We start from the raw sequence: 26073 nt of genomic DNA on the forward strand, positions 1-26073 counted from the left end.
CGCACGGTTAGTTGAAAAGATTCTTCAATAAACCATCGACCGCATCTTTGGTTTTCTCGTCTTTGATTTTGTCCGTTAGCTTCTCTACGCCACGATCGATTTCTTTCTGAGCTTTCTGCTTCAGAACATCATCGAATACGAGCTTAAACTTAGGTTCTGCCCACTTACCAGACACATTGATTGGAATCGTGATGTCTTTCAGCTCATCTATATCTTTACCGCCCTGGCCTTCTAGGCTGCCTACAACTGACGTGCTGATAGTAAAGTCGACTGTTTCATTGATGTAGTTTGCGGTACCTTTACCACGAACACGTAACAATGGAGACTGAGCTTGCATATTATCCGTTGATACAACACCTTTGTTGAGTTTCAATGTCGCCGTCATCGCACTGAAGTCTGTTTTCTTAGCTTCATTGGTGCCTTCAACTTTTTGCCCTTTAAATTTCGCATAGTTTTCACGAATCAACTGAGCAACGTTGATGCCATTCACCGCACCGTCAGCAAAATTGATAACAACCGTACCAGATAGATTCTTCTTGATACCGGTAGGCGTGAGACTCTTACCTGTAACATTCACATCAATGTTACCTGTCCCTTCAAGTTTGTCGTTTTCAGCAACGTCTATAAGTAGCGGTTGAACTTTCACGCCTTTGATTGACTTTTTAACACTGTAAGTCGCTGGTGATTGGCGTGCATCTAACTTCGCTGTCGCTGAGATTGAGCCTTGGTACAACTTCGAACTAAAAGATGTAAGCTCAAACACGCCACGATTTACAGTGAAGCTCGTTTTTACCGCTTCCATCTTCGCATTTGCCGCTTTGAATTTGTCGATGGTAATGTCACCCTTTACATCTAACGTTTTCAACGCAGACAAATCAGGCTCAACCTCAGGTCCGGCAGGAGCACTCTCGCCACCAGAAGCAGGCTTATTACCTTCGGCAGCTTGCTTATCTAACCCTAAGAACTCATCAAGATCGATATTGGGGCTATGGAGAGCAAAGCGTACTTTAGGAATATCACCGAGTGTCACATCTGCCTTACCATCTAGGGCGATAGCATTCGCTGTTAACTTCTCTAGAACAAAACTCAGATGGTTTTTCGTTAGGTCGAAAGACAGATCAGACACCATGTCGACTTTCATCGGGGACTGAGGTAAAGCATCACCCTCAAAAGTCGATTTAAGAGTTAACTTATCCAACTGTACTTTGCTGATAGCCTTGTCCACGCTAAGTTGACCAGCACCCTGCATATCTAACTTCATACCACCAGCGTCACCCTTAATGGCATAAGTCAGGTTATTTACTTTATCGAATTCAAACGTGTCTAAACCGATCGTTGCCGATTCAATTTTATTGGCAGGGTCAGAGTATGTCGCATCAAAGTTGATGTTCTTTAGCGCGTAGTTTGCCAAACCTTTTTCTAGCTTAAAGTCTGCCTGACCTTTCGCGGTGAACTTTTGGTCGTTCATTTCGCCCTTCACGCCAAAATCAGCCGTTGTCCAGTTGTCAAAAGCGAATTCGGAAAGGTTTAATGAAATATCATAGAGTTTGGTGTAACTACCGGCTTGCTTATCCTGCATTTCTAATGAACCGTTAGAAACCGTAACGCCAGCAAGATTAATACTCCAATCAGAACCAGAAGTTTGCGTTTCACCATTTTGCGTAGGCGCAGCATTGCTCTCTTGTTCTGCTTGTTGTGTTTGGGCTTTCGTCAATGCATCAATATTCTTGCTGCCATCTTTCTTGGTTTCAATGTAGAACTCAGCACCATCAAGCGTGACGTTTCCAATTTCAAGCTGTTGACTAAAAAGTGGCATAACAGAGATGTCTACACCAACGGTATCAACTTTGAATAAATTGGGTTTACTAAAGCCTTGTGGATTTCGCAATTCTGTATGTCCCAACTCAAAGCCAATCGATGGGAAAAATTGCCAACTGATATCCCCTTCAATCACCAACTCTAATCCCGTTTGCTTTTGCGCTTGCTCAACAATAAGGGGTTTAAACTGATTCGGATTGACGAAGATGGTTAACGCTAAAATTGCGACCAAAATGACCACAATCGGTATTGCTAGAATTAAGAGCAGTTTCTTCATTTGTTTTTCCTTGCTCGAGTGTTTTTACAATTATAAGCGCAGACTCCATTTACCGCTGACAGTTCCACAAAAGCGTGAAAAGTGTCTGGTTTTAACCTGCAACTGACTAATTTAAAAACAAAAAAAGAAGTGGCACTTAAGGTGCCACTTCTTCTCCTAAAAATAAAGCGATATAGCCGTCTATAGGCTTAAGCTTTCAAAAGTCTTGCAATGTGAGCTTTTAATACATCAATTGCGATACGGTTTTTACCACCGCGAGGAACAATAATGTCCGCATATTGCTTAGAAGGTTCGATAAACTGCATGAACATCGGACGTACTGTTTGTTGGTATTGCTTAAGAACAGATTCCATAGTTCGGCCTCGTTCTTCCACATCACGCTTAACACGGCGAAGCAAGCAAATATCTAACGGTGTGTCCATAAATACTGTCGCATGCATCAAATCACGAAGACGAGGGTCTGTAAGAAGAAGGATACCTTCTAGAATGATCACCTTTTTAGGTGTCATTGTGGTGGTGTTAATTGTTCTTGTGTGCTCAGTGTAGCTGTACTCAGGCACTTCTACTGCTTCACCACGTACCAATTTTTCTAGGTGCTCACACAGTAGGTCGTGGTCCAACGCACTCGGGTGATCGTAGTTCGTCTTTACTCGCTCTTCCATGCTTAGGTGGCTTTGGTCGTTGTAGTAGCAATCTTCCGTGATGACACCGATTTGATGATCGCCTACTTTCGCGCGAAGCTCATTATAAATAGTGCTCGCGATCAGACTTTTTCCAGAAGCAGAAGCGCCAGCAATACCTACGATGACGCATTGATTATTATCAGACATTAGTTTGCACCCGATGATGATTTCTAGTCACATAAAAAGATAAACTGCCTGATTATAGGGAGTTCACCCCATAGTTACTAGTTGGAATTAGGGTTTAGTCATAAGTTTCTGCCTGCTCAGAGGATTAACCTCCGAGCAAACGTTAAAATGTGCGATTATCAACCAACAGGCATAGTAAACTTAGTTCACCATTGTAAAGCTAATCGCATCTGGTTTTGCTTTGCCTTGCCAAAACATCGTGCTACATACGCGATCGGCAAGTTGCTTATAATACCCTGCATGCTCACTTTCTGGGCGTCTTGCTACCGTTGGCACGCCAGCGTCAATATCTTCTCGCATAGAGATATGAAGCGGAATTTGTCCTAACAATGCTAAGCCAAATTCTTGCGACATTTTTTCAGCTCCGCCCATACCAAAAATATGCTCTTTCGCGCCACATTGACTACAAATGTGATAACTCATGTTTTCCACAACACCAATAACCGGGACATGGACTTTGTTAAACATTGCCGCTCCCTTCCTTGCATCGGCAAGGGCTAAATCTTGCGGTGTTGTGACTAGCACGCTACCTGTTACCGGAATTTGTTGTGACAGAGTCAATTGAATATCCCCCGTACCTGGCGGCATATCAATCACCAAATAATCCAAATCTGGCCAATCTGTTTCAGTTAATAACTGCGACAACGCTTTTGAAGCCATTGGACCGCGCCATATCGCCGCTTCTGATTTATCCACCAAATAACCGATAGAATGAGTATAGATGCCGTGAGCAAAAATGGGTTCCATCCACTTGCCATCACGAACTTCTGGTTTAGCATCTTCTTGCCCCAACATCATAGGTACAGACGGACCATAGATATCTGCATCCAACAATCCCACTTTCGCCCCAGATTGAGCAATCGCCAACGCTAAGTTAACTGCGGTAGTAGATTTACCAACGCCACCTTTCGCAGAACTGACGGCAACGATGTTCTTAACACCCTTAACCGAGTTAGCCACTTGAGTTTCTAAAGCTTTAACTCCAAGGCGAATATTAAATGGGAATTCAGCCACTTTACCCGAGGCTTGCTGCTGTTTAATCCAGTCATGCAGTACGGTTTGAAGCTCATTACTTGCGAATGGCAACGTTATATCAATAGAACCCTGTGTCGTAATCGAAATTGCGCCATGAATATCTGCCCAGTTTTCCACCAACTGTGGATGTTGGAATTGGTTAAACCAGTGACAAAAATCTTGTTTTGAAGTGAACTGATGCATAAGCCCTCCTTTTAGATGTCATGCTACCACCGTCCAGGCTCAACCAGAACCCCAAAAAAACTAAGGCATTCCGCAGTTTGACACCTTGGAGTTAGTCAGTTCATGGGGTAGTATTATCCATCAAAATTTATTTATACCTATCAAGAAAAGCGAATATTAAGTATGGCAAACGATCCAAAAAACTTTCCGTCAAGGAAAATGCTGGTAACTTGTGCCCTTCCGTACGCTAACGGTTCGATCCACCTTGGTCATATGCTTGAGCATATCCAAGCGGACATTTGGGTTCGTTACCAACGCCTACGCGGCAACACTGTAAACTTCATCTGTGCTGACGATGCTCACGGCACGCCAATCATGCTTAAAGCGCAACAGATGGGTATTACTCCTGAAGAAATGATTGCCGCAGTTAGCGAAGAGCACCAAAAAGACTTCGCTGGATTTGATATCAGCTTTGATAACTACCACAGCACACACTCAGATGAGAACCGTGAGCTAGCGTCACACATTTATCTTGAGTTGAAGAAAAATGGCTTTATCTCTAGCCGCACTATCTCTCAGCTGTTCGATCCAGAAAAAGAGATGTTCTTACCGGACCGTTTCGTAAAAGGTACCTGTCCAAAATGTAAGTCTGAAGACCAGTACGGTGACAACTGTGACAACTGTGGTGAGACTTACAGCCCAACAGAACTGATCAATCCTAAATCTGCGGTTTCTGGTGCGACGCCAGTAATGAAAGATTCAGAGCACTTCTTCTTCGACCTGCCTCAGTTTGAAAGCATGCTAAAAGAGTGGACTCGCTCTGGCTCGCTACAAGCTGAAACAGCGAACAAAATGCAAGAATGGTTCGAGTCTGGTTTGCAGCAATGGGATATCTCACGTGATGCACCATACTTTGGCTTCGAGATCCCTGGTGAGAAGAACAAATTCTTCTACGTATGGCTAGACGCGCCTATCGGCTACATGGGCTCTTTCAAAAATCTATGTGACAAGCGCGACGACCTAGATTTCGACGAGTATTGGAAAAAAGACAGCTCAGCAGAGCTGTACCACTTCATCGGTAAAGACATCGTTTACTTCCACAGCCTATTTTGGCCAGCAATGCTAGAAGGTTCTGGCTTCCGCAAGCCTAACAACGTATTCGTACACGGTTACGTAACCGTAAACGGCGCAAAAATGTCGAAGTCTAAAGGTACGTTCGTAAAAGCAAGCACTTACCTAGAGCACCTAGACCCTGAGTGTCTTCGTTACTACTACGCTGCGAAGCTAAACAGCCGTATCGACGATCTAGATCTTAACCTTGAAGACTTCACTCAGCGCGTAAACGCTGACGTTGTTAACAAGATCGTTAACCTGGCATCTCGTAACGCAGGTTTCATCGCGAAACGTTTTGAAGGCAAACTGTCTGACAACTTTGCAGAGCCTGAACTTTACAACGAATTTGTTGCTGCTGCTGACCGTATCGCTGAGCTTTACGAAACGCGTGAGTTTGGTCGTGCAATCCGTGAAATCACGGCATTGGCAGACAAAGCTAACCAATACGTTGATGAAAAAGCACCGTGGGTTGTAGCAAAAGAAGAAGGCAAAGATCAGGAACTACAAGACATCTGTTCTGTCGGTATCAACCTATTCCGCGTACTGATGACTTACCTGAAACCAGTAATGCCATCGCTAGCTGCGCGTACTGAAGCGTTTCTAAACCAAGAGCTAACTTGGGAAAACATCGCTGCTCCACTAACAGGCCACGAGATCACTAAGTTCAAAGCACTGTTCAACCGTATCGATCCGAAGAATGTTGAAGCGATGATCGAAGCGTCTAAAGAAGATGCGGCGGCAGAAATGGCGGCGAAAGAGAAAGCTGAAGCGGAAAAGAACAAGGCTAGCCAAACCGAGCTAGACAAAGAACCAATCGCTGAAGAGATTGAGTTCGATGCTTTTGCTGCAGTAGATATGCGTATCGCTCGCATCATCTCTTGTGAAGAAGTACCAAAAGCCAACAAACTGCTTAAGTTCCAATTGGACATCGGTGGTGAAACTCGTCAGGTATTCTCTGGCATCAAGTCAGCTTACAAACCTGAAGAGCTAGAAGGTAAGCTAACGGTAATGGTAGCAAACCTAAAACCTCGTAAGATGAAGTTTGGTATGTCTGAAGGTATGATCCTAGCGGCAGGCCCTGGTGGTAGTGACCTGTGGATCCTTGAGCCACACGAAGGCGCTCAACCTGGTATGCGCGTAATGTAAGTTGTAGCTTTACAATCAAATTTAAAAAGTCCTCGCCAGTTCAGCGGGGACTTTTTTTGACTGAATTCACACTTTTGGGGAATTTGTGCACCAAACTTGTACAGCACCTCTCCCATCACAATCCTAAATTACTGTTTTAATAGAATTTAATTAGTGGCATCAAAACTGCTATCTTCCTTGTTAGGTCCAAACACTAACAAGGAGTTGGTTATGTTTGTTTTGATTTCCACACTATTGTCCATCGCTATTTTAGCCGGAATATATCACTTATCTTCTAAACGAGAGCAGCAACATGCGCGCAAATATCAGCTGTTAACATTGTTGCGAGATGTTGTTCACCTTCTGAGACACCACCGAGCTGCTACTCACTACTCGCTTCAATTCCAACAAAACGATCAACAAAAATTGGACGCTCTTCATGATGCTCTGACTAACAAGCTGCATCTTTTAGTCGAAACATCACGGTTTGAAAACAAACCCATGTATCGCGTATTACAGATTAAAGTAGGGAAACTACTTGAACAATGGAATGACCATAGTGTTGCAAGAAACCAGATGGAGCATGGTAAGTTAATTCGTCATTGCTTGTTTTTGATGGATGAAGTAACCATCGCATGGCTAGCGGTTGAGCAAAGAGATGACTTGCATAATGAGTATCACATGAACTGGCAAAACATTATGGATAGCTTGGAGACCCTGACTCAGTTACGAATCAGCATTCAAGATTTAGGAGAACAAGGCGGAAATGAGCGTTTCAAAAACTATGCATCGGTCATGATGCGTAAGCTAAACCAACTAGCGGTTATCGCTCCACTTAGCATTACCTCTCCTGCTTCCACGCGCTCAATACAGACGCTAAATGAATACGTGACAGGGAGTCATGTCGACTTAACAGAAGCAGAGCTTTATGGCGTCACATCGGACTTGTCATTGACCATCTTCAATACTTACGACCATGTCCTTTCAGATGTCGTAGAGTCATTATATCTACCGTTACCCAGACTCTCGCTAGCAGGATAAACGTTCCATGCCTTATTATTGGTGCTTGGTCCGTCGCCGACTTATAAATAAAAACAAAAAAACCGCAGGCCTAAGGCACTGCGGTTTTCGCTTATCCAACTTGTCAGCGCTTAACTGTCGTCTTCCGTGAAGTTCGTTGGTAATTGCTTTTTCATTTCGTTCCAGATCAACGCACTTTCCATACCATAATGACGAATCACTACTGGTAGTTGTTCACGCTGGCCACTTTCACAAGTTTCGAGCAATTGATGGTAAAACTTCAGAGCTAGCTCACGAGAAGCTGGATTTGAGAAGTAGTAGCTACCGACACGATCGTAGAGCTTCTTCAAACCATTAAAGATCAAACCGTAAATTTGATTTCCTGAATGGAATGCTAGGCGCTGGAAAAGCATATAATCGTAAAAGTTGAACGTTTTAGCAATCAAGATTTCTTGACGCTTCGCTTCATCTTTCTCGTTATCTTCTTTCACATTCTGCAGAACTTTTTCAGCATACGGCGAAGAAGCGATGAATTCGTCCCAGGAAGCCGCATTCATTAAAGCTTCACAAGATTCGATTACGTTCTTAATTGTACGCTCAGAGCTCTCTTTGTTCGCTTTAAATGCATAGCGCATAAAGATAGGACTGATGTTAGTACGTGCCGCAAGCAGATCTTCTACAATGTTTGTCGCATTATCAACGTCTAGCGTCATTAAAGTATCCAAAATATGCAGACCAGAGGTCTCCATAAATTGGTTAACTTTCGTAGGTTTGCCGTGCTGGATAGTCAGCCATCCATCACGGGCTAGTCGTTGAAGAACCTCTCTTAAAGTCGTTCGAGTAACACCAATCAGTTCGGACAGCTCGCGCTCAGCAGGTAAAATTGAGCCTGGAGGAAAACGGCCGTTCCAAATGCTCTCGATAATATATTTTTCTGCGAATCCCGCAGGGCTTTTCGCCTTTATGACCATTCTACTTTTTATCCAATATTGATTTCTGAGGGTCGATACTACTCATCATACCACTACTTAGCGGTTTGAGAAAATTTACGATCAATAGTGGAAACGACTCCATAACATAGAGTTAATACTCTATATGTTGTGTCAATTTAAGAGGCTCTAACATGCGAGCGAAAGCAGTAAAATATGAATTTTCATTTAATTAAACAGCTCACAAATCTCGGAGAAATAAAGACAACCGTGTCACATTTTTATATTCAAAATATGAAAAATTACTTTGTATATCACAGTTAATATTCTTTCTTAATTTGCCTTTTCTCGTCACTGACCGTCATTTAAAATCCAAGAGGATTTTTTTAAGACTTTCATGGTATAGTAACGCCGTTTTGATCGCGTTATTACATTTAAAAAGTCATTTTAGTCGGTAGCATCACGTTTTGTTATTGACTAATAAATGCCTGAGTGTAGAGTTTGCGGTCGAAAGTGAGCGGTGCTTGAGTTCAGGGGAAGTAACTTGGCAAGACTACAATAAACAAAGGATTGTTGTTTTACTAAGTTATTGTTTTTAAAGACTAGTTAATAAGTCTAACAAACAGATACTTAAGCACTATTGTAGTGTCTATTCATAATTTTGTTATAAAGAGAATTATCATGCCGATATCGCTCGGAAACGCTTTTATCAAGAACTTCCTTGGTAAAGCGCCTGATTGGTACAAAGTTGCCATTATAGCCTTCTTAATAATTAACCCGATTGTATTCTTCCTAATAAACCCATTTGTAGCTGGATGGTTGTTGGTCGCTGAATTTATTTTCACGCTAGCAATGGCATTAAAATGCTACCCATTACAACCTGGCGGTTTACTTGCTATTGAAGCCATTGCTATCGGCATGACTAGCCCTGCGCAAGTTAAGCACGAATTAGTAGCAAATATCGAAGTACTGCTACTTCTGGTATTTATGGTTGCGGGCATCTACTTCATGAAGCAGCTATTGCTGTTCATTTTTACCAAAATTTTACTTGGCATTCGCTCTAAAACCCTACTATCACTCGCGTTCTGCTTTGCTGCGGCATTTTTGTCTGCGTTTTTGGATGCCTTGACGGTTATCGCCGTTGTTATCAGCGTGGCGATCGGCTTTTACTCTATCTATCACAAAGTGGCGTCTGGTAACCCTATCGGTGACCATGACCATACACAAGATGACACGATCACTGAACTAACGCGTGATGACCTAGAAAACTATCGTGCCTTTTTGCGCTCTTTGTTGATGCATGCTGGTGTAGGTACTGCCTTAGGTGGCGTAACCACGATGGTTGGTGAACCTCAAAACTTAATTATTGCAGACCAAGCGGGTTGGTTATTTGGTGAATTCCTAATCCGTATGTCTCCAGTGACACTACCTGTATTTTTCTGTGGTCTCATCACTTGTGCTTTAGTTGAAAAGCTTAAAGTGTTTGGCTACGGCGCGAAGCTTCCTAATAACGTTCGTCAGATCCTCGTCGATTTTGACCGTGAAGAGCGTAAAACGCGAACAAATCAAGATGTCGCAAAACTCTGGGTTCAAGGTCTTATTGCGGTTTGGTTGATCGTTGCACTCGCTTTGCACTTAGCGGCTGTCGGCTTAATTGGCCTTTCTGTGATCATTTTAGCGACCGCATTTACTGGTGTCATTGAAGAGCACTCCATGGGGAAAGCGTTTGAAGAGGCCCTGCCCTTCACTGCACTGCTTGCTGTATTTTTCTCGATCGTTGCTGTAATCATTGATCAAGAGCTGTTTAAACCAGTCATCGATGCGGTGCTTGCCGTTGAAGATAAAGGTACTCAGCTAGCTCTGTTCTATGTGGCGAATGGCTTATTATCTATGGTGTCGGATAACGTGTTCGTTGGTACGGTTTACATCAATGAAGTAAAAACTGCACTCATTGAGGGCCTCATTACTCGTGATCAGTTCGACTTACTGGCGGTGGCAATCAATACTGGTACTAACCTGCCTTCTGTTGCAACGCCAAACGGTCAAGCGGCATTCCTATTCTTACTCACATCGGCTCTCGCTCCATTAATTCGTCTGTCTTACGGTCGAATGGTTATCATGGCGCTGCCTTACACCGTCGTTCTTGCGATTGTCGGTCTGATGGGAATCATGTTCTTCCTAGAGCCTGCAACAGCTTCTTTCTACGAAGCTGGTTGGATTTTACCTCATAGTGGTGATCTGACTCCCGTAGTATCCGGTGGTCACTAAAATTTGAGTTGATTAGGAAACTTATCCACGATAAAAAGCTCTGAGTATTCAGAGCTTTTTCTATTTCAGACAGGAACAAAAACGTGACTATTTTAAATTCACTTAACCAGTTTTCAAAGGGACGTTTATCGTGGCTACTGCTTCTGCTATTCGTCGTTTTCTTTGAAGCATGTGCCCTTTATTTTCAGCACGTCATGATGCTTGCACCATGTGTCATGTGTATTTATGAAAGAGTCGCGATGATGGGAGTGGGCGTCGCTGCAATGGTTGGTATATTGGCACCCAAGAACCCAATTTTCCGCTGGCTAGGTTTGATAGGCTGGGGATTAAGTGCTTACAAGGGTTTGTTACTTGCAATGCAGCACGTTGACTACCAGTTTAATCCATCACCATTCGCGACTTGCGATTTATTCGTCACATTCCCTAGCTGGGCTCCGCTCAATCAGTGGGTTCCTTGGATGTTTGAAGCATATGGTGATTGCTCTAAGGTTGTGTGGCAGCTCCTTGATTTATCAATGCCACAATGGTTAGTAGTAATTTTTGCAGGCAATTTAATCGCTTTGGCATTAATTGTAATTGCACAATTCTTCCCTGCAAAACGCGTTAATCCAATTCGTTAATCCTACTGACGCGTAAAAATTAACAAAAAGCCGACCATCTGGTCGGCTTTTTGTTAAGTGGATAGCGCGGCGATTCGCTTTAGCCGCGTGATTGACCACAGCACTGCTTGAATTTTTTTCCGCTCTCACAAGGACAGGGATCATTGCGCCCGATACCTTTGAATGGGTTTAGGCTTTGAGCTTTATTTCCTACCATCAACTCATCCGCGCCCAGCGCGACTTCACCGACCATTAAATCAAGCTGGTCGACTAAATCTGTCAGGGCCGGTGGCGTTTCAATACCTGCGTCGCGCATCTGTTGCTGCGTTGCTGGCTCATCGATAGCCAGCATCAAAGTGGTCAGTAATGCTTGCAGCATACGCTGTAATCCATCATTGAGCTCAACGTCCTGCCACTGTTCTTCAATCATTGGCCAAACAGACATAAAGCCTTCGGCAAAATCAGCAAGTTGTTCAGGTTCTTTGCCTGTTAGCTCTAGCACGGAATATTCGTTTCGTTGAATTCGGTTATGCTGCTTGTGAATTTGCTCTTCCACAGCTGGTTGAATCGCTTTGAATCCCTCACCTAATAGCGGCTCTAACCACTTTTCAGGAGCGAGTGGTTTTGTCGTCAGATTCGCAGCTAACACTGCGCCTTCGATAAATAGGCAAGATTCATCGACGTGAACTTCACCTTTTTCAATCAATGTGTATTGCATGACATCTGGTTTCCCATAAATTTGGCGGCATTATACCTCAGAGCTCAAAAGCACGTAACCTAACGTTGTGTGTTTGACTGCACTGGGCGCTTCGACTCTTTTAATGACAAACTTAACTTACATCGCTACAATCGCCCTCCTTTTTACCACCAAACTGTATTAGGCAAGCTATGCGAGTTGTACTAGGCCCAATGGAAGGCGTTTTAGATCATTTGATGCGCCAAATCCTGACCGAGATAAACGACTATGACCTGTGTGTTACGGAGTTTGTTCGCGTAATCGACCAGCTATTACCCGATCATGTATTTCACCGTTTATGCCCGGAGCTGTTGCAAGGTTCTCAGACTGCATCTGGTGTGCCAGTACATGTGCAATTGTTGGGACAAGAACCAAACTGGATGGCTGAGAACGCAATTAAAGCGGCAAATCTTGGCGCCAGAGGTATTGATATAAACTTTGGTTGCCCAGCCAAAATGGTCAACAAAAGTAAAGGTGGAGCAGCGCTACTCCAACATCCAGAGCTCATTCACCGTGTTGTTAAAGCTTGTCGAGAAGCCGTTCCAGAAGCCATTCCCGTAACTGCAAAAATTCGTCTTGGCTGGGAGAACCCTGAAGATTGCTTTGAAATTGTCGATGCCATTCAGTCTGCTGGCGCAAATGAATTGACCGTACACGCACGTACTAAACAAGGTGGTTATAAAGCTTCTGAGATAAAATGGGATTACATCAACCAAATTCGTGAACGTTTCGATATCCCACTGATAGCGAATGGTGAAATTTGGAATTATGAAGACGGTCAACGTTGCATTGAAACGACTGGCGTTAACTCTTTGATGGTGTGCCGAGGCGCTTTCAATATCCCTAACTTAGGCAATATGGTAAAACATAACCACCAGCCAATGTCATGGCCCGAGGTGGTTGAGTTGCTCATCTATTACTCCAAGTTTGAGATGAAAGGCGATAAAGGCTTGTATTACCCAAACCGCGTAAAACAATGGTTCTCTTACTTACGTCAGGCTTATCCTGAAGCAAAAGACCTATTTAGAGAAATCAGAACGTTCAACAAAGCCGCACCAATTGTTGAGCATATTCAACGCTACCGCGATGACTTAAACTCTCAGGTTGCATAACTCCCGAACACAAAAAAGGACGAATATCTCGTCCTTTTTTGTATCTAAATCCTAGTAACAGATCTTATTTTTGCCGGTACTTTTGGCTTGATATAACTTTTCATCCGCCGCTTTAAACAATTCATCAAAGTTTTCTACTCGGCTCTCTTTACTAAACACCACACCGCCAGAGATCGTAAAGCCTTCTTTCGTTACGCGTGTCGAGCGCTCATCTATGGCCTTTTTTACTCTGTCTAAAATGAGTTTAATGCCCTCTGAATCTTCGTCATAAATCGCTAAAACGAACTCTTCGCCACCAAACCTTGAGGCAACATCGGTATGGCGAATATTTTCACGTATACATTTTGCAACAAGCTGAATTGCAGAATCACCGACATCATGACCATAGGTGTCGTTGATCTTCTTGAAGTTATCAATATCGAACACTGCTAAAGCAACCTGTTTTTTTGTCATCTTATTACGCCACACGGTTTGCATACCTCGACGATTCAATAAACTGGTCATTGGGTCTCTTGCTGCCAGTTCTTTAAAGTAACGTCGCTCGCTATGCATATTCACATAGAACAAGACGACGGTACTCAGCACGTAAATAAATAGTGCGACAATAAGGCTGTATTTTTCAAAAACCGCTAGGTTCTTAGCTTCATCCCAAAGGTTGTACTCGTAGTACATGCTGTGATTCGCACTCAATCGCTCTAATTCGACTGGTTTGATTCGTGTACTGTTTGAAGGAATGGATTGTAAATTGGAAACCAAATGAAACTGACCAACAAGACCTAGCGACGAAGCCATGAGCGTATTGATGTCAAAATCAATAGACAAAACACCTTGGTGTTCTCCTTTCTCATAGACGGGTACCGTCATACTAATGACTTGACCTTCCATCGAGTCCAACACTGGCCCTGGTCCAGCCAAGGTAATGTTCACTTTATCTTGCGCGGTTTTTTGCCAAAAAGGTCGGGCTTTTAGCGTTGACAAAAGTTCTCTCGTGAAATTTTTTGCGTAGGTATCGGGTGAGGAGATAACGTAACCGCGTTTGTCAATGTAATGGATTCCAACAATGTGCGATTCAATATCGTGCAGAAATGACAAGGACGGCGCAAAACCCGCCTTTTGTTCAGCTAACTGGTTAATCGTTGAACCTTGCTGGCATAAGCTTTCGTCCCCTACGATCATATAATCAAGGTCAACCGCAGGTAACCCTTCACTATAAACACTATCGAGTAATAACACATCTATAGGCCAAAGATAACAAAGCCCTTCTTTGACTAAAGAATTATGTTCTTCAAACAGTGGGTTAGCGTAATTGGTATAGTTGGTGAAGCTGTAATCTAAAGCCGTGAGTACTTTAATACCGCGAGACATTGCACGCTCGATACGCGAATACTCAGAATCGATATAGCGGTTAACCGCATCATAGTAATTTTTCGTTGTCACGAGTAAAACCACTACAAATAACGCCAGAGGAAAAAAGATGACAAATGAGAGGCTAAATCGCCTTTGGTTTACCATTGAGTACCATACATATGAAAGGTCAATAGTCTCTTATGACTGCTATTAAATTGATACTCGTTATCTGGTGACGCATGCAATGCAGCACCAGATAACAAGAGACCAAACAAATGTGTGCGCGCTGTTTGAGACCGTTTATATATTAAAGGAGTTTAATCAATATAGAGTGTGGTGTCACTTTAGTCGCCATAATTTGCAGCTCTGTGCAGACATATTGACAGAGATATGACCTTTATAATCAACCTGTTCTGTGTCATCTAACAACGATACAACTTGGCTAACCTCCAAGCCCAGTTGCCACATAGGTAAATCGATTGAACATTCATTACCACTGAGATTAATCATTACAACGACTGCTTCACGACCCAGTACACGTGCGTACGCCAACAGGTTGTTAGTGCAATGAAGCCATTGAATACAGCCCGACTGTAAAGGCTTACATTGTTTACGTATCTTGATCCATTGTTGGTAAAGCGATAGCCATTGTGAACTTTCAATTTCATTCCAAGGAAAACAGCGACGATTATCTGGGTCTAGACCTCCTTCTAGACCGACTTCACTCCCGTAGTAAATACAAGGCGTGCCAACGTAAGTCATAAGCATTGCTAGCGCGATGTTCATTTTACGCTTATCACCATCAACCAGTGTGATAAAACGAGCAGTATCATGACTATCGAGTTGATTTAGCTGCGATAGCTGATTCGAAAATGGAATTTTTGCTCTGGCTTCGTCCAACCATGCTTTAAACTCCAAACCATCAATGTTGATTGGTTCATACATAATATCTTGCTGCGCGATAAAAGCTCGAACTGGATGAGCAAAACCGTAGTAGTTCATCGCCCCATCCTCTTGATCACCTTGCAACCACTGCGTTGCTTCAAAAAAGTGCTCACCTAACACATAAGCATTCGGGTTTACTGACTTAGTCGCATTACGAAACGCTGCCACATAATGAGCATTGTTTTTCGCGCCGTCTCCTTCGCCAAGCATATGGATTACATCAAACCGCCAGCCATCAACCAAGTACGGTGGCTTCAGCCAATACTTGATGACAGAATCTTCACTTTGGTAGATGTAGTCGCGCACCTGTTCATTTTCAAAGTTCAGAACCGGTAAGTTACCAATGCCTTTCCAACCAATGTAGTGATTGGTTTCACCTTCGAAAAAGTAGTAATCACGGAACTTTGACTGCGGATTGCCATACGCTCCTTCTCCTTTTTGTTGGATATCAAACCAAGGATGATGCACTGACGTGTGGTTAAACACCGCGTCTAAGACAATCTTCATATTCTTACCACGGATTTTCTCACACAGTTCAGCAAACTGATCGTTGGTGCCGAGCATAGGGTCAACAGTGAAGTAATCGGTGGTGTCATATTTATGATTACTTGGTGAAGAAAAGATCGGGTTGAAATAAAGCGCAGTAACGCCGAGCTGTTCAAGATAGTCCAACTTTTGTTCTACACCTTTGAGGTCGCCGCCAAAGAATTCACGCGCCCCGGTATTTTGGTGAGAGCCTACCGCGTCTCCCCACGCCTTGACAATCGATGCAGAATCATACTGCGCATAAGCGTGGCGAATATCAGACTCACTTTTACTAGCAGAAAAACGGTCAGGAAAGATTTGATAGAAAACTTGCTCTTGGACCCAGCTTGGTGGTTGATGGTTTACATTCAACTTAAAGTGGAACTCTTTGGGTGGAATACGCTTTTGCACACCCCGTGCATCGAGCCAGTATTGTTGTCCGTCTTTGAGGATCTTAAACACATAATGTGTGACATCTCGATCTCGATTTGGTCGAAACGATGCCTCCCATAGTAACAATTCCCCAGCTGTTCCAATTTGAGCCATGTCGACCAGATATTCTTCATTGTCCGGCTCAATACGCACATAGACGGAATCAAAATCCAATGTCTCGGTTTTCAGCCTGACTGTAACTTGCTCGTCATTAAAAGCTAAACCATCAATAGTTTGACTATGAAAAATAAATGGCAGGTTCATTATGGGCACTCCTCGTCATCGGATATGCCACTATTTTATTGAAGAATTAGAGACAAGAAATCCTCCCTGCGAGTTGACATATCAGCCAATTTTCCCAAGGAGGATCACACTTAGTAGGCGTAGTGACTTGTCGGATACCGCTTAGTTCAACAAGAGACTGTCATCTGCCAGCTCTTCACCACGCACTTTGGAGAACATATCCAACAAGTCTGGTACTTGCATGTTAGCGCGCTGCTCTCCAGCCACATCAAGCACAATTTCACCTTGGTGAAGCATTACGGTCCTATCGCCACATGCTAATGCGTCTTTCATCGAATGCGTCACCATCATCACTGTTAAATCGAACTCATCGACAATACGTTTAGTTAAGTCGATAACAAACGCCGCCATACGAGGATCAAGCGCAGCCGTGTGTTCATCAAGCAATAACAACTTACTCTCCGATAACGTCGCCATCACAAGGCTAACGGCTTGTCGTTGTCCACCAGACAGCAACCCAATGCTATCGCCCAAGCGGTCTTCTAAACCAAGACCGAGGATGCTAATTCGCTCTTGGAACAGCTTGCGACGTTTAGTAGAGAGCGCCAACCCCCAGCTGCGTTTTTTACCACGCATGTGCGCTAGAGCCATGTTCTCTTCTATCGTCAGTGCACCACAAGTCCCGGCCAATGGGTCTTGAAACACTCGGGCACATTGCGTCGCACGTTGGGCTACCGTCTGCTTGGTGACGTCTTTACCATCAATGATCACCTGACCACCTATCATCGGCGTCTCACCTGTCACCGCACCAAGCAACGTCGATTTTCCTGCGCCATTAGAACCAATCACGGTAAGAAATTGATGCTCTGGAACCTCTAAAGAGACGCCTTTCAATGCACGATTTTCCAAAATCGTCCCTGGGTTGAACGTGACCTGAATGTTATTTAGTTCGATCATAATGCCTCCCCAGAACCATTTTTTGATGCCGCTTGTTTAGCATCAGTAACGCGTTGTTTCGCTCTCATGCTCTGTTTTAGCTTTGGAGCAATAAGCGCCACAGCCACCAATACTGCGGTAACCAGGTTGAGGTCTGAAGCTTGTAAACCAAACATGCCAGAGCTCAAAGCGAAAGCCACTGCAAGGCGATAAAGTACCGAACCGATGATGACCGCAAATACCGCAACCCAAATCTTGCGCCCGGGAATAAGGGTCTGCCCCAAAATCACAGCTGCCAAACCAACGACAATGGTGCCCACGCCAGAGGTCACATCCGCAAAGCTGTTCGTTTGTGCAAACAACGCGCCTGCGAATCCCACAAACCCGTTGGATAAAGCCAAGCCAAAGTAGGTATAAAAGCCAGTGCTCGCCCCTTGCGCAGAAACCATACGCGCATTCACACCCGTGGCTCGTAAACCAAGACCAAAGTCGCTGTTCAGCAGGCGAATGACAAAGAAAGCGGACAGAAGAACTAAGACCCCAACAACCAGAGGGCGAATAAACATCGCATCGCCCAATGCTTCAAACGGAGTGAGAATAGTATCCTCTCCAAGCAACGCCATATTAGGTTTGCCCATAATACGAATATTAATTGAAAATGCAGCGATCATGGTAAGAATGGAAGCTAACAGGTGTAAAATACCACACCGAACAGCCAGAAAAGCGGTTACCCACCCCGTCATACTACCAGCTATCATCGCCATTATTGTCGCAAGCCAAGGATTAATACCTGCGACAATCGCCGTTGCAGCTACCGCAGCTCCCATTGGAAAGCTGCCATCCACACTCAAATCGGGGAAATCGAGAACACGGAACGTAAGATACACACCCAGAGCGACTAGGCCATAAATCAAGCCAATTTCGAGTGCACCAAAAAAAGCAAATGCAGACATAACTGCTCCTTTCTGCATGCTCAGGCTGGCTAATACCAACCTGAACTTAAGACTTCTAACGTATACTCCCCTTCTTCTCTAGCAGAATGCTTTACACGAGAAATCTGGCGAGTATCAATTTTGGGGCAAGCCTCTATCAACCAACGTGACAGGCTTAACCCCAAAAAGCGTTACTTATTGCATGCTTGTCGCACGTTCAATCACAGAACTTGGCAGCTTGATACCGAGCTTAGATGCTGCGCTTTCATTAATTACAAGGTCAGAGCCCGTCGCGACTTTTACATCCAGCTTGCCTGGTTCTTGACCATCAAGAATCGCCGCCACGTAATCCGCGGTTTGTACACCAACCTGGTAGTAGTCAAAACCTAAGCCTGCAATTGCACCCTTTTCGACATACGACGTCGCGCCACCAAATACAGGTTTCTTCGCTTGATTCGCTGCCACAATCATCCCTTCAATCGCACTTGCAACTGTATTGTCTGTTGGGGCGTAAAGAATGTCTGATTTCGCTGCAATCGCTTGAGTCGCAGACTGAACATCAGCACTTTTTAGTGCGGTCGCTTCAACCACTTGTATGCCTTTTGCTTTTGCGCTTTCTTTTAGTAATTCAACTAAAGTCACGGCATTAGCTTCACCGGGATTAAATACAACCCCGATGCTTTTCACCTGAGGAAGAATTTCTTGGATGAGATCGACATGCTGAGCAACGGGTGAAAGATCAGACAGGCCAGTTACGTTTTTGCCTGGTTGTTCCATCGACTTAACCAATTTCGCACCAACCGGATCTGTTACCGCAGTAAAGACAACAGGAATAGAGCGAGTAGCCGACACCAAAGCTTGTGCCGAAGGTGTCGCGATGCCAACTAACACATCAGGATTTTCACCGACGTACTGACGGGCAATTTGCACCGCAATCGCTGGATTACCCTGTGCGGTCTTATAATCAAATTCTAGATTTTTGCCTTCTTCGTAGCCTTTCGCTTTCAAACCATCAAGTAACCCTTGGCGCGTCGCGTCTAACGCCGGGTGTTCGACAATCTGTGAAACTGCGACAGTTGCAGTGGCGGCCAGTACATTGGTAGAAGAGAAAATAGCAGTAGCTGATAGAACGGCGGTGGCTAATAAACGTTTCGTTTTCATCATAACTCCTTGATGTGACTTCGTCCTTGTTTCACGAGCTTTCAATATGTGTATCGACTCGTGAATTCAAATGTTTGAAGGCGGTATTGTTGTGTTCGTATAACTGTGCACTTCTTGCGCATCTTGTTTTTATTATTACTACTAAGTCTTAGTAAAGAAAAGAAAGATTTAACACTAAAGCAACATTTGTGATCGGGGGGACTTCTTCATCCGGAAAGAATCTTTGGCAAACAAAGCTTCGCTCGCTTCATCAACGACCGTCAAAGTAGGTAATAGAGGCAGGATCAAAAATGGAGCGGCCAGTGCACACTCCATTTCAAACAATTTAAATTAGAACCAACGCTCTAATGACGATTTATCGAGCTGGCGAAACGCTCGGTTCAATATTATCGCAAGCTCTTTGTAACGAGGGCGAGCTTTGACAGGCTCTAATGCAAAACCTGTTTCCACAATTTTTTGATGCAACTCCCGATACCAAGAGGCCAAAGAAGGCGGCAATTTCGTGTTGGACCGAGCACCAAGCCACCAAATGCCTTGAAGTGGCAAGCTAATCGCAAACAAGGCGACAACAATGGATTGAGGTAAAGCGTGGTAATTGTTGAATGCCATTTGAGTGAGTACGCTGATCGCAGCAACAGCTGGCATGACTTTAATGCCAAAGCGAGTCGCCTTAATGATACGCTGTTCCGGAAATATGGCGCTTAGCTCTTTACGAACCGGCCAGATCTCCATGTAATTCTGGCCATCTTTCAGGCTATGGATCAATCCGACTTTATTACTCATACCGCTCTCTCACTAAAAAATAGTTGAACATTTCAACTGAAGGTACAAAAAATTGATGAAAGTTAATATTCTTTCAAATTTTTTTTGTTATCATTGCTTATTATCGCTATCCTTTGCAGACCCTCAATCTCATTGTTGCTGTTATTTACAATTTAAGCAACTCCGAGATATCTATCTGCACGGATCGCATCATAGTGATGGAAGGGTTCATCACTATTTCTTTATATGGAATTAGAACAATTTTTGACCAGGATTAGTACGCAGCCTTCTGGGTATCGGCTATTCTTGTGATTAATTTTTCATTCTTTAACTGATTTTTTATCAGACGAATAACAGGTAGTCATACATGTCTAAGCTAGTTTTAGTTTTAAACTGCGGTAGTTCTTCTCTTAAATTTGCCGTTGTTGATGCCGAGAACGGCGACGAGCACTTGTCAGGTCTTGCTGAGTGTCTTCACCTTCCTGAAGCTCGCATCAAGTGGAAACTTGATGGCAAGCACGAAGCTCAACTAGGCAATGGTGCAGCTCACGAAGAAGCACTAGCGTTTATGGTAGAAACTATTCTTGCTTCTAAGCCAGAGCTTAAAGCTAACCTAGGCGCAATCGGTCACCGTATCGTTCACGGCGGCGAGCAGTTCACTCAATCTGCACTAATTACTGATGAAGTTCTAAAAGGTATTCAAGACGCTGCAACATTTGCACCTCTTCATAACCCTGCTCACATCATCGGTATCGAAGCGGCTAAGAAAAACTTCCCAGAGCTGAAAAACGTTGCTGTATTTGACACTGCGTTCCACCAAACTATGCCTGAAGAGTCTTACCTATACGCTCTTCCATACAACCTATACAAAGAACACGGTATCCGTCGTTACGGCATGCACGGTACTTCTCACTTGTTCATCACTCGTGAAGTTGCAGGCCTACTAAACAAACCAGTTGAAGAAGTAAACATCATCAACTGTCACCTAGGTAACGGCGCATCTGTATGTGCGATCAAGAACGGTCAATCTGTAGACACTTCTATGGGTCTTACTCCACTTGAAGGTCTGGTAATGGGTACTCGCTGTGGCGACATCGACCCTGCTATCGTCTTCCACCTACACGACGCTCTAGGTTACTCTGTTGATCAAATCAACACGATGCTAACTAAAGAGTCTGGTCTTCAAGGTCTAACTGAAGTGACTTCTGACTGTCGTTTCGTTGAAGACAACTACGGTCAAAAAGAAGAAGCAACACGCGCAATGGACGTGTTCTGCCACCGTCTAGCTAAATACGTTGCTGGCTACACTGCTTCAATGGAAGGCCGTCTAGACGCAATCACTTTCACTGGCGGTATCGGCGAGAACTCTGGCCCTATCCGTGAAATGGTTCTAAACCGTCTTGGCATCTTCGGTATCGAAGTAGATAGCGAAGCTAACCTTAAAGCTCGCTTCGGCGGCGAAGGCGTTATCACGACTGAAAACAGCCGTATCCCTGCAATGGTTATCTCTACTAACGAAGAGCTAGTCATCGCTGAAGACACTGCTCGCCTGACAGGTCTTTAATTGAATTCCTGGCTAGCCACTCGGCTAGCCAGATTTTCATTCAAACGAATTTCTTAGGGGCTCAACTCCTATTCTTCGAGCTTCATGGAATAAGAGTTGAGCTTTTATCCCCCAAATAGCTAAAGGTACTCTACGAATGTCTCGTACTATTATGCTTATCCCTACTAGCGCAGGCGTTGGCCTAACAAGCGTTAGCATGGGTGTTCTTCGCGCTATGGAGCGTAAAGGCGTTAAAGTTTCTTTCTACAAGCCAATCTGTCAGCCACGTTCAGGTGGTGATCAACCAGATCTGACTTCAACTATCGTTGGTCGTAACAGCGATATGAAGATCGGTGAACCAATGGCGATGTCTGTTGCTGAAAGCCTAATCGGTAACGACAACATGGACGAGCTGCTAGAAACCGTTGTTGAACGTTACAACCAAATCAACAAAGACGCAGACGTTACGCTAATCGAAGGTCTTGTACCTACTCGTAAGCACCCATTTGCAAACCAAGTAAACGCGGAAATCGCGGCAACACTTGGTGCAGAAATCGTGCTAGTTGCGACTCCAGGTACTGATAACCCTGCGCAACTGAAAGAGCGTATCGAAGTAGCATGTTCTAACTTCGGCGGCACTAAAAACAAAAACATCTCTGGTGTTATCATCAACAAGCTAAACGCTCCTGTTGACGAAGCTGGCCGTACTCGCCCTGACCTATCTGAAATCTTTGACGATGCAGACAGCGCGAAACAAAACGAATTGAAAGTGATGGAAATTTTCAACACTTCTCCAATTCGTGTACTAGGTTGTGTGCCATGGAGCATTGATCTGATTGCGACTCGTGCAATCGACATGGCTAAACACCTGAAAGCAGATATCATCAACGAAGGTGACATCAACACTCGTCGCATCAAGAGCATCACTTTCTGTGCACGTTCTCTGCCAAACATGATTGAGCACTTCAAACCGGGTTCTCTACTTGTTACTTCTGCAGACCGTCCTGATGTTATCGTTGCTGCTTCTCTTGCTGCAATGAACGGTGTGGATATTGGTGCTGTACTGCTAACTGGCGGTTACGATATCCCTAGCGAAATCGAAGGCCTATGTAAACCAGCATTCGACACTGGTCTACCTATATTCAAAGCACAAGGTAACACTTGGCAAACGTCTCTAAACCTACAGAGCTTCAGCATCGAAGTACCTGCAGACGATAAAGAGCGTATCGAGTTCATCAACGAACACGTTGCTGGCCACATCGACGGTAACTGGATCGAGTCCATGACTGAAGGCACTCAGAAGTCTCGTCGTCTAAGCCCACCAGCGTTCCGTTACCAGCTAACTGAACTTGCTCGTAAAGCAGGTAAGCGTATCGTTCTTCCAGAAGGTGACGAACCACGCACAGTTAAAGCAGCGGCAATCTGTGCTGAACGCGGCATTGCAGACTGTGTACTTCTAGGTAACCCAGATGAAATCCGTCGCGTAGCGGCTCAACAAGGCGTTGAGCTAGGTACTGGTGTAACCATCATCGATGCAGATGCTGTTCGTGAAAACTACGTTGCTCGCCTAGTTGAGTTGCGCGGTGCGAAAGGCATGACTGAAGTTGTGGCTCGTGAGAAGCTACAAGATTCAGTATTCCTAGGCACAATGATGCTTGAGAACGACGAAGTTGACGGCCTAGTTTCTGGTGCTGTTCACACTACGGCGAACACTATCGTTCCTCCGTTCCAAATCATCAAGACGGCACCAAATGCGTCTATCGTATCTTCAGTATTCTTCATGCTTCTGCCTGATCAAGTACTGGTTTACGGTGACTGTGCAATCAACCCAGATCCAACTGCTGAACAGCTTGCTGAAATCGCTATCCAATCTGCTGACTCTGCAGCAGCATTTGGTATCGAACCACGCGTTGCAATGATCTCTTACTCTACTGGTGAATCTGGTAAGGGTGCAGACGTTGATAAAGTACGTGAAGCAACAAAACTGGCTCAAGAGAAACGTCCTGATCTTATCATTGACGGTCCTCTACAGTACGACGCTGCTATTATGGAAAACGTTGCTGCTTCTAAAGCACCAAACTCTCCAGTTGCAGGTAAAGCGACAGTATTTGTATTCCCAGACCTAAACACGGGTAACACAACTTACAAAGCGGTACAACGTTCAGCTGACCTAGTATCTATCGGTCCAATGCTGCAAGGTATGCGTAAGCCTGTAAACGACTTGTCTCGTGGCGCGCTAGTAGACGACATCGTGTACACCATCGCTCTAACAGCTATCCAAGCAGACCAAGAAGCTAAATAATCGCTTCTGACATCTAGTTGGATATAGATACAAAGCCCTCGATTCGTCGAGGGCTTTTTCTATTGCTGGCCAGAACACTTATTTGTTTTTTATACCAATCACTGCACAACCTATAATTACTGGTGCACAAAGCTTTTCTCCCTATCGCCCCCATACCTAATCGACATTGCTCGTGCTTGTTATTACACCGATTGACCCACTCCCAAAAATGCATTGGCTCCAAAGCAGCACGGTCCCTGTTCAATTTATCGGCATTATTTACGTTTTAGCTAAACTTTTTTGCTAGGAAATACGTAAAAGCTACTGCAATGCACAAACTCATTGACTGCTAAGGAATATATATGAAGGATTTCATCAATACATCACTGATAAAGTTTGGTTTAGCTGCGTTTCTGATTAGTTTTTCTTCATTCAGCTTTTCCGCCCCGAGTATTAAAGGCGTCGATCAAGATATGTCCGGAGGAACGGTGACCGCTGAAATGGCTCATGCTGATGACAATGGGTGGATGGTTGTCCACCGAACAGACGAATCAATGAAGCCTGGTCCTGTTATCGGCTACGCTCCGTTAAAAATGGGAAAGAATGAAAACGTAAATGCAATTTTGATGGAACCAGTAGAATCAGGCGATATGCTGATGTTAATGGTCCACGGAGAGAAAGGTGGCATGAAGACTGGTGTGTTTGAGTATACGCTCGGCGCTAAAGAGGACGGTCCTGTAAAAGTGGACGGAAAGCTAGTGATGGACATCGTACGCGCTAAGTAAGGTGGCGATGAATGAAAAAGTAAACTTCCTACTCCCGGTATTTAGATGACACAAAAGTACTTAACGGCATTGCTAACCGTTAAGTACTTTTTCATTTGCGATGGAAGCAGCAAACTAGCCAATCCTTTCTCTTCCATGAGGAGTATTTAGGTCTAAATCAGGCCCTTTTGGTACAACTTGCGTCGGATTAATCCCAGTGTGGCTGAAGTAGTAGTGGCGTTTAATGTGATAGAAATCCGTCGTTTCTTCGACGCCTTCGACTTGATATAACTCTTTTAAGTAGCCTTGTATATTTTCGTAGTCTGCGATGCGCTGCTTGTTACACTTGAAATGCCCCACATACACCGCATCAAAACGAATAAGAGTCGTAAACAAACGCCAATCAGCCTCAGTAATTGTGTTCCCTGCTAAGTAACGATGCGTCGCTAAGTGAGCATCGATTTTATCTAACGCATTAAACAAAGAATCAAACGCTTCTTCATACGCCTCTTGTGTAGTCGCGAAGCCACAACGATACACTCCGTTGTTGACATTTGGATAAACAAAATCGTTCCACTCATCAATAACGTGTTTTAGATGATCTGGATAGTAGTCGTCGTGATTCCCTGTTAACGTATTGAATTCCGAATTGAACATGCGAATGATCTCTGACGACTCGTTTGACACAATAGTATTGGTCTTTTTATCCCAAAGTACAGGCACGGTTACGCGGCCCGTGCAATCGGGTTTGGCCTGCGTGTAAATTTGATACATGCGCGTGTGACCAAACAATGGCTCAGGAAGCCCCATTTGCCAACCTTGGCTGAGCATATCAGGGCAAACGACCGTGACATCAATATGTGGTTCTAAACCTTTCAGCTTGCGGAAAATGAGGGTTCGATGTGCCCACGGACAAGCAAGAGAGACATACAAATGGTATCGACCGGACTCTGGTGTAAACTCCGCATCAGGGTCGTTTTTAACCCAGTTACGGAATCCGGCATCTTCGCGCACAAATTTGCCACCATTTGATTTTGTGTCATACCAGACATCTTGCCAAACACCTTCAACCAACTTACCCATGATTGCTCTCCTCTCGTTCTGTTTGTGTCTATATTAGCGTTTCCTATCAAACAGAG

Annotated in this window: 20 protein-coding genes; 8 read left to right on the forward strand and 12 right to left on the reverse strand. The window is 44.2% G+C overall.

The genetic code is table 11. From position 1 onward, the window contains the following. Positions 1–7: 7 nt before the first annotated feature. From R7Z10_RS09935 to apbC, 3 genes are all read right to left on the reverse strand, one after another. Positions 8–2095 (reverse strand): AsmA family protein, encoded by a 2088-nt coding sequence (locus R7Z10_RS09935; RefSeq protein WP_226083592.1) that lies wholly within the window; start codon positions 2093–2095, stop codon positions 8–10. 188 nt (positions 2096–2283) lie between these two features. After that, entirely contained in the window at positions 2284–2925 is a 642-nt protein-coding gene (udk, locus tag R7Z10_RS09940; protein WP_005380833.1) for a uridine kinase, read from the reverse strand. 180 nt (positions 2926–3105) lie between these two features. Continuing rightward, positions 3106–4182 carry an iron-sulfur cluster carrier protein ApbC gene (apbC, locus tag R7Z10_RS09945; protein WP_054574796.1) on the reverse strand — a complete coding sequence of 359 codons (1077 nt, stop codon included), beginning with the start codon at positions 4180–4182 and terminating at the stop codon, positions 3106–3108. A 162-nt stretch (positions 4183–4344) separates the two neighbouring features. On the opposite strand from apbC, the gene metG reads away from it, so the two are divergent. Together metG and R7Z10_RS09955 are read left to right on the forward strand one after the other, a co-directional pair. Next, positions 4345–6420 carry a methionine--tRNA ligase gene (gene metG / locus R7Z10_RS09950; RefSeq protein ID WP_005387290.1) on the forward strand — a complete coding sequence of 692 codons (2076 nt, stop codon included), beginning with the start codon at positions 4345–4347 and terminating at the stop codon, positions 6418–6420. A 210-nt stretch (positions 6421–6630) separates the two neighbouring features. Continuing rightward, positions 6631–7440, forward strand: coding sequence for a hypothetical protein (locus R7Z10_RS09955; protein WP_017821380.1), 810 nt, complete (start codon positions 6631–6633; stop codon positions 7438–7440). 110 nt (positions 7441–7550) lie between these two features. Here R7Z10_RS09955 and fadR read toward each other — a convergent pair whose 3' ends face one another. Then, the gene (gene fadR, locus R7Z10_RS09960; RefSeq protein ID WP_005380824.1) at positions 7551–8390 is read right to left on the reverse strand and encodes a fatty acid metabolism transcriptional regulator FadR; all 840 of its coding nucleotides are present in this window, start codon (positions 8388–8390) and stop codon (positions 7551–7553) included. A gap of 639 nt (positions 8391–9029) precedes the next feature. On the opposite strand from fadR, the gene nhaB reads away from it, so the two are divergent. Further along, complete coding sequence (nhaB, locus tag R7Z10_RS09965; protein ID WP_005380822.1) at positions 9030–10616, forward strand: Na(+)/H(+) antiporter NhaB; 1587 nt, start codon at positions 9030–9032, stop codon at positions 10614–10616. An 83-nt stretch (positions 10617–10699) separates the two neighbouring features. Then, positions 10700–11236, forward strand: coding sequence for a disulfide bond formation protein DsbB (gene dsbB / locus R7Z10_RS09970; RefSeq protein WP_031779052.1), 537 nt, complete (start codon positions 10700–10702; stop codon positions 11234–11236). Positions 11237–11315: 79 nt separating this feature from the next. On the opposite strand, the gene R7Z10_RS09975 is transcribed toward dsbB, so the two are convergent. After that, positions 11316–11933 carry a YecA family protein gene (locus R7Z10_RS09975; protein ID WP_005380818.1) on the reverse strand — a complete coding sequence of 206 codons (618 nt, stop codon included), beginning with the start codon at positions 11931–11933 and terminating at the stop codon, positions 11316–11318. Between the two features lie 170 nt (positions 11934–12103). On the opposite strand from R7Z10_RS09975, the gene dusC reads away from it, so the two are divergent. Continuing rightward, complete coding sequence (gene dusC / locus R7Z10_RS09980) at positions 12104–13063, forward strand: tRNA dihydrouridine(16) synthase DusC (protein ID WP_017633856.1); 960 nt, start codon at positions 12104–12106, stop codon at positions 13061–13063. Positions 13064–13114: 51 nt separating this feature from the next. On the opposite strand, the gene R7Z10_RS09985 is transcribed toward dusC, so the two are convergent. The 6 genes from R7Z10_RS09985 to yfbV all read right to left on the reverse strand — a co-directional run bounded on the left by R7Z10_RS09985 (position 13115) and on the right by yfbV (position 20367). After that, entirely contained in the window at positions 13115–14575 is a 1461-nt protein-coding gene (locus tag R7Z10_RS09985) for a sensor domain-containing diguanylate cyclase (protein WP_054576223.1), read from the reverse strand. Positions 14576–14749: 174 nt separating this feature from the next. Beyond that, positions 14750–16576 carry a maltodextrin glucosidase gene (gene malZ / locus R7Z10_RS09990; RefSeq protein ID WP_054576224.1) on the reverse strand — a complete coding sequence of 609 codons (1827 nt, stop codon included), beginning with the start codon at positions 16574–16576 and terminating at the stop codon, positions 14750–14752. 141 nt (positions 16577–16717) lie between these two features. Beyond that, positions 16718–17512 carry an ABC transporter ATP-binding protein gene (locus tag R7Z10_RS09995; protein WP_042523106.1) on the reverse strand — a complete coding sequence of 265 codons (795 nt, stop codon included), beginning with the start codon at positions 17510–17512 and terminating at the stop codon, positions 16718–16720. After that, complete coding sequence (locus R7Z10_RS10000; protein ID WP_012841584.1) at positions 17509–18444, reverse strand: ABC transporter permease; 936 nt, start codon at positions 18442–18444, stop codon at positions 17509–17511. Before R7Z10_RS10000 ends, R7Z10_RS09995 begins: the two co-directional genes overlap by 4 nt. A gap of 174 nt (positions 18445–18618) precedes the next feature. Beyond that, positions 18619–19584: an ABC transporter substrate-binding protein gene (locus R7Z10_RS10005; protein ID WP_005380811.1), complete on the reverse strand. Its 966-nt coding sequence runs from the start codon at positions 19582–19584 to the stop codon at positions 18619–18621. Between the two features lie 330 nt (positions 19585–19914). Beyond that, positions 19915–20367 (reverse strand): terminus macrodomain insulation protein YfbV, encoded by a 453-nt coding sequence (gene yfbV, locus R7Z10_RS10010; protein ID WP_005380809.1) that lies wholly within the window; start codon positions 20365–20367, stop codon positions 19915–19917. A gap of 346 nt (positions 20368–20713) precedes the next feature. Here yfbV and R7Z10_RS10015 point away from each other — a divergent pair, with 346 nt between their 5' ends. The 3 genes from R7Z10_RS10015 (at position 20714) to R7Z10_RS10025 (ending at position 24955) form a co-directional block, all read left to right on the forward strand. Continuing rightward, positions 20714–21910, forward strand: a complete 1197-nt coding sequence (locus R7Z10_RS10015; protein WP_005380807.1) for an acetate kinase — start codon at positions 20714–20716, stop codon at positions 21908–21910. Positions 21911–22046: 136 nt separating this feature from the next. After that, complete coding sequence (pta, locus tag R7Z10_RS10020) at positions 22047–24191, forward strand: phosphate acetyltransferase (protein WP_005380805.1); 2145 nt, start codon at positions 22047–22049, stop codon at positions 24189–24191. A gap of 341 nt (positions 24192–24532) precedes the next feature. Then, on the forward strand, positions 24533–24955 hold the full coding sequence (locus R7Z10_RS10025; protein ID WP_005380804.1) for a hypothetical protein: 423 nt from the start codon (positions 24533–24535) through the stop codon (positions 24953–24955). Between the two features lie 114 nt (positions 24956–25069). On the opposite strand, the gene R7Z10_RS10030 is transcribed toward R7Z10_RS10025, so the two are convergent. Then, positions 25070–26017 carry a glutathione S-transferase family protein gene (locus R7Z10_RS10030; protein WP_318104788.1) on the reverse strand — a complete coding sequence of 316 codons (948 nt, stop codon included), beginning with the start codon at positions 26015–26017 and terminating at the stop codon, positions 25070–25072. Positions 26018–26073 lie beyond the last annotated feature (56 nt).

The organism is Vibrio sp. Vb1018, assembly GCF_033338775.1.
GTDB lineage: Bacteria > Pseudomonadota > Gammaproteobacteria > Enterobacterales > Vibrionaceae > Vibrio > Vibrio alginolyticus.

Coding starts and splice junctions, on each gene's coding strand:
- R7Z10_RS09935 (WP_226083592.1), bottom strand. CDS start 2,095: ATGAAGAAACTGCTCTTAATTCTAGCAATACCGATTGTGGTCATTTTG.
- udk (WP_005380833.1), bottom strand. CDS start 2,925: ATGTCTGATAATAATCAATGCGTCATCGTAGGTATTGCTGGCGCTTCT.
- apbC (WP_054574796.1), bottom strand. CDS start 4,182: ATGCATCAGTTCACTTCAAAACAAGATTTTTGTCACTGGTTTAACCAA.
- metG (WP_005387290.1), top strand. CDS start 4,345: ATGGCAAACGATCCAAAAAACTTTCCGTCAAGGAAAATGCTGGTAACT.
- R7Z10_RS09955 (WP_017821380.1), top strand. CDS start 6,631: ATGTTTGTTTTGATTTCCACACTATTGTCCATCGCTATTTTAGCCGGA.
- fadR (WP_005380824.1), bottom strand. CDS start 8,390: ATGGTCATAAAGGCGAAAAGCCCTGCGGGATTCGCAGAAAAATATATT.
- nhaB (WP_005380822.1), top strand. CDS start 9,030: ATGCCGATATCGCTCGGAAACGCTTTTATCAAGAACTTCCTTGGTAAA.
- R7Z10_RS09975 (WP_005380818.1), bottom strand. CDS start 11,933: ATGCAATACACATTGATTGAAAAAGGTGAAGTTCACGTCGATGAATCT.
- dusC (WP_017633856.1), top strand. CDS start 12,104: ATGCGAGTTGTACTAGGCCCAATGGAAGGCGTTTTAGATCATTTGATG.
- R7Z10_RS09985 (WP_054576223.1), bottom strand. CDS start 14,575: ATGGTAAACCAAAGGCGATTTAGCCTCTCATTTGTCATCTTTTTTCCT.
- malZ (WP_054576224.1), bottom strand. CDS start 16,576: ATGAACCTGCCATTTATTTTTCATAGTCAAACTATTGATGGTTTAGCT.
- R7Z10_RS09995 (WP_042523106.1), bottom strand. CDS start 17,512: ATGATCGAACTAAATAACATTCAGGTCACGTTCAACCCAGGGACGATT.
- R7Z10_RS10000 (WP_012841584.1), bottom strand. CDS start 18,444: ATGTCTGCATTTGCTTTTTTTGGTGCACTCGAAATTGGCTTGATTTAT.
- R7Z10_RS10005 (WP_005380811.1), bottom strand. CDS start 19,584: ATGAAAACGAAACGTTTATTAGCCACCGCCGTTCTATCAGCTACTGCT.
- yfbV (WP_005380809.1), bottom strand. CDS start 20,367: ATGAGTAATAAAGTCGGATTGATCCATAGCCTGAAAGATGGCCAGAAT.
- R7Z10_RS10015 (WP_005380807.1), top strand. CDS start 20,714: ATGTCTAAGCTAGTTTTAGTTTTAAACTGCGGTAGTTCTTCTCTTAAA.
- pta (WP_005380805.1), top strand. CDS start 22,047: ATGTCTCGTACTATTATGCTTATCCCTACTAGCGCAGGCGTTGGCCTA.
- R7Z10_RS10025 (WP_005380804.1), top strand. CDS start 24,533: ATGAAGGATTTCATCAATACATCACTGATAAAGTTTGGTTTAGCTGCG.
- R7Z10_RS10030 (WP_318104788.1), bottom strand. CDS start 26,017: ATGGGTAAGTTGGTTGAAGGTGTTTGGCAAGATGTCTGGTATGACACA.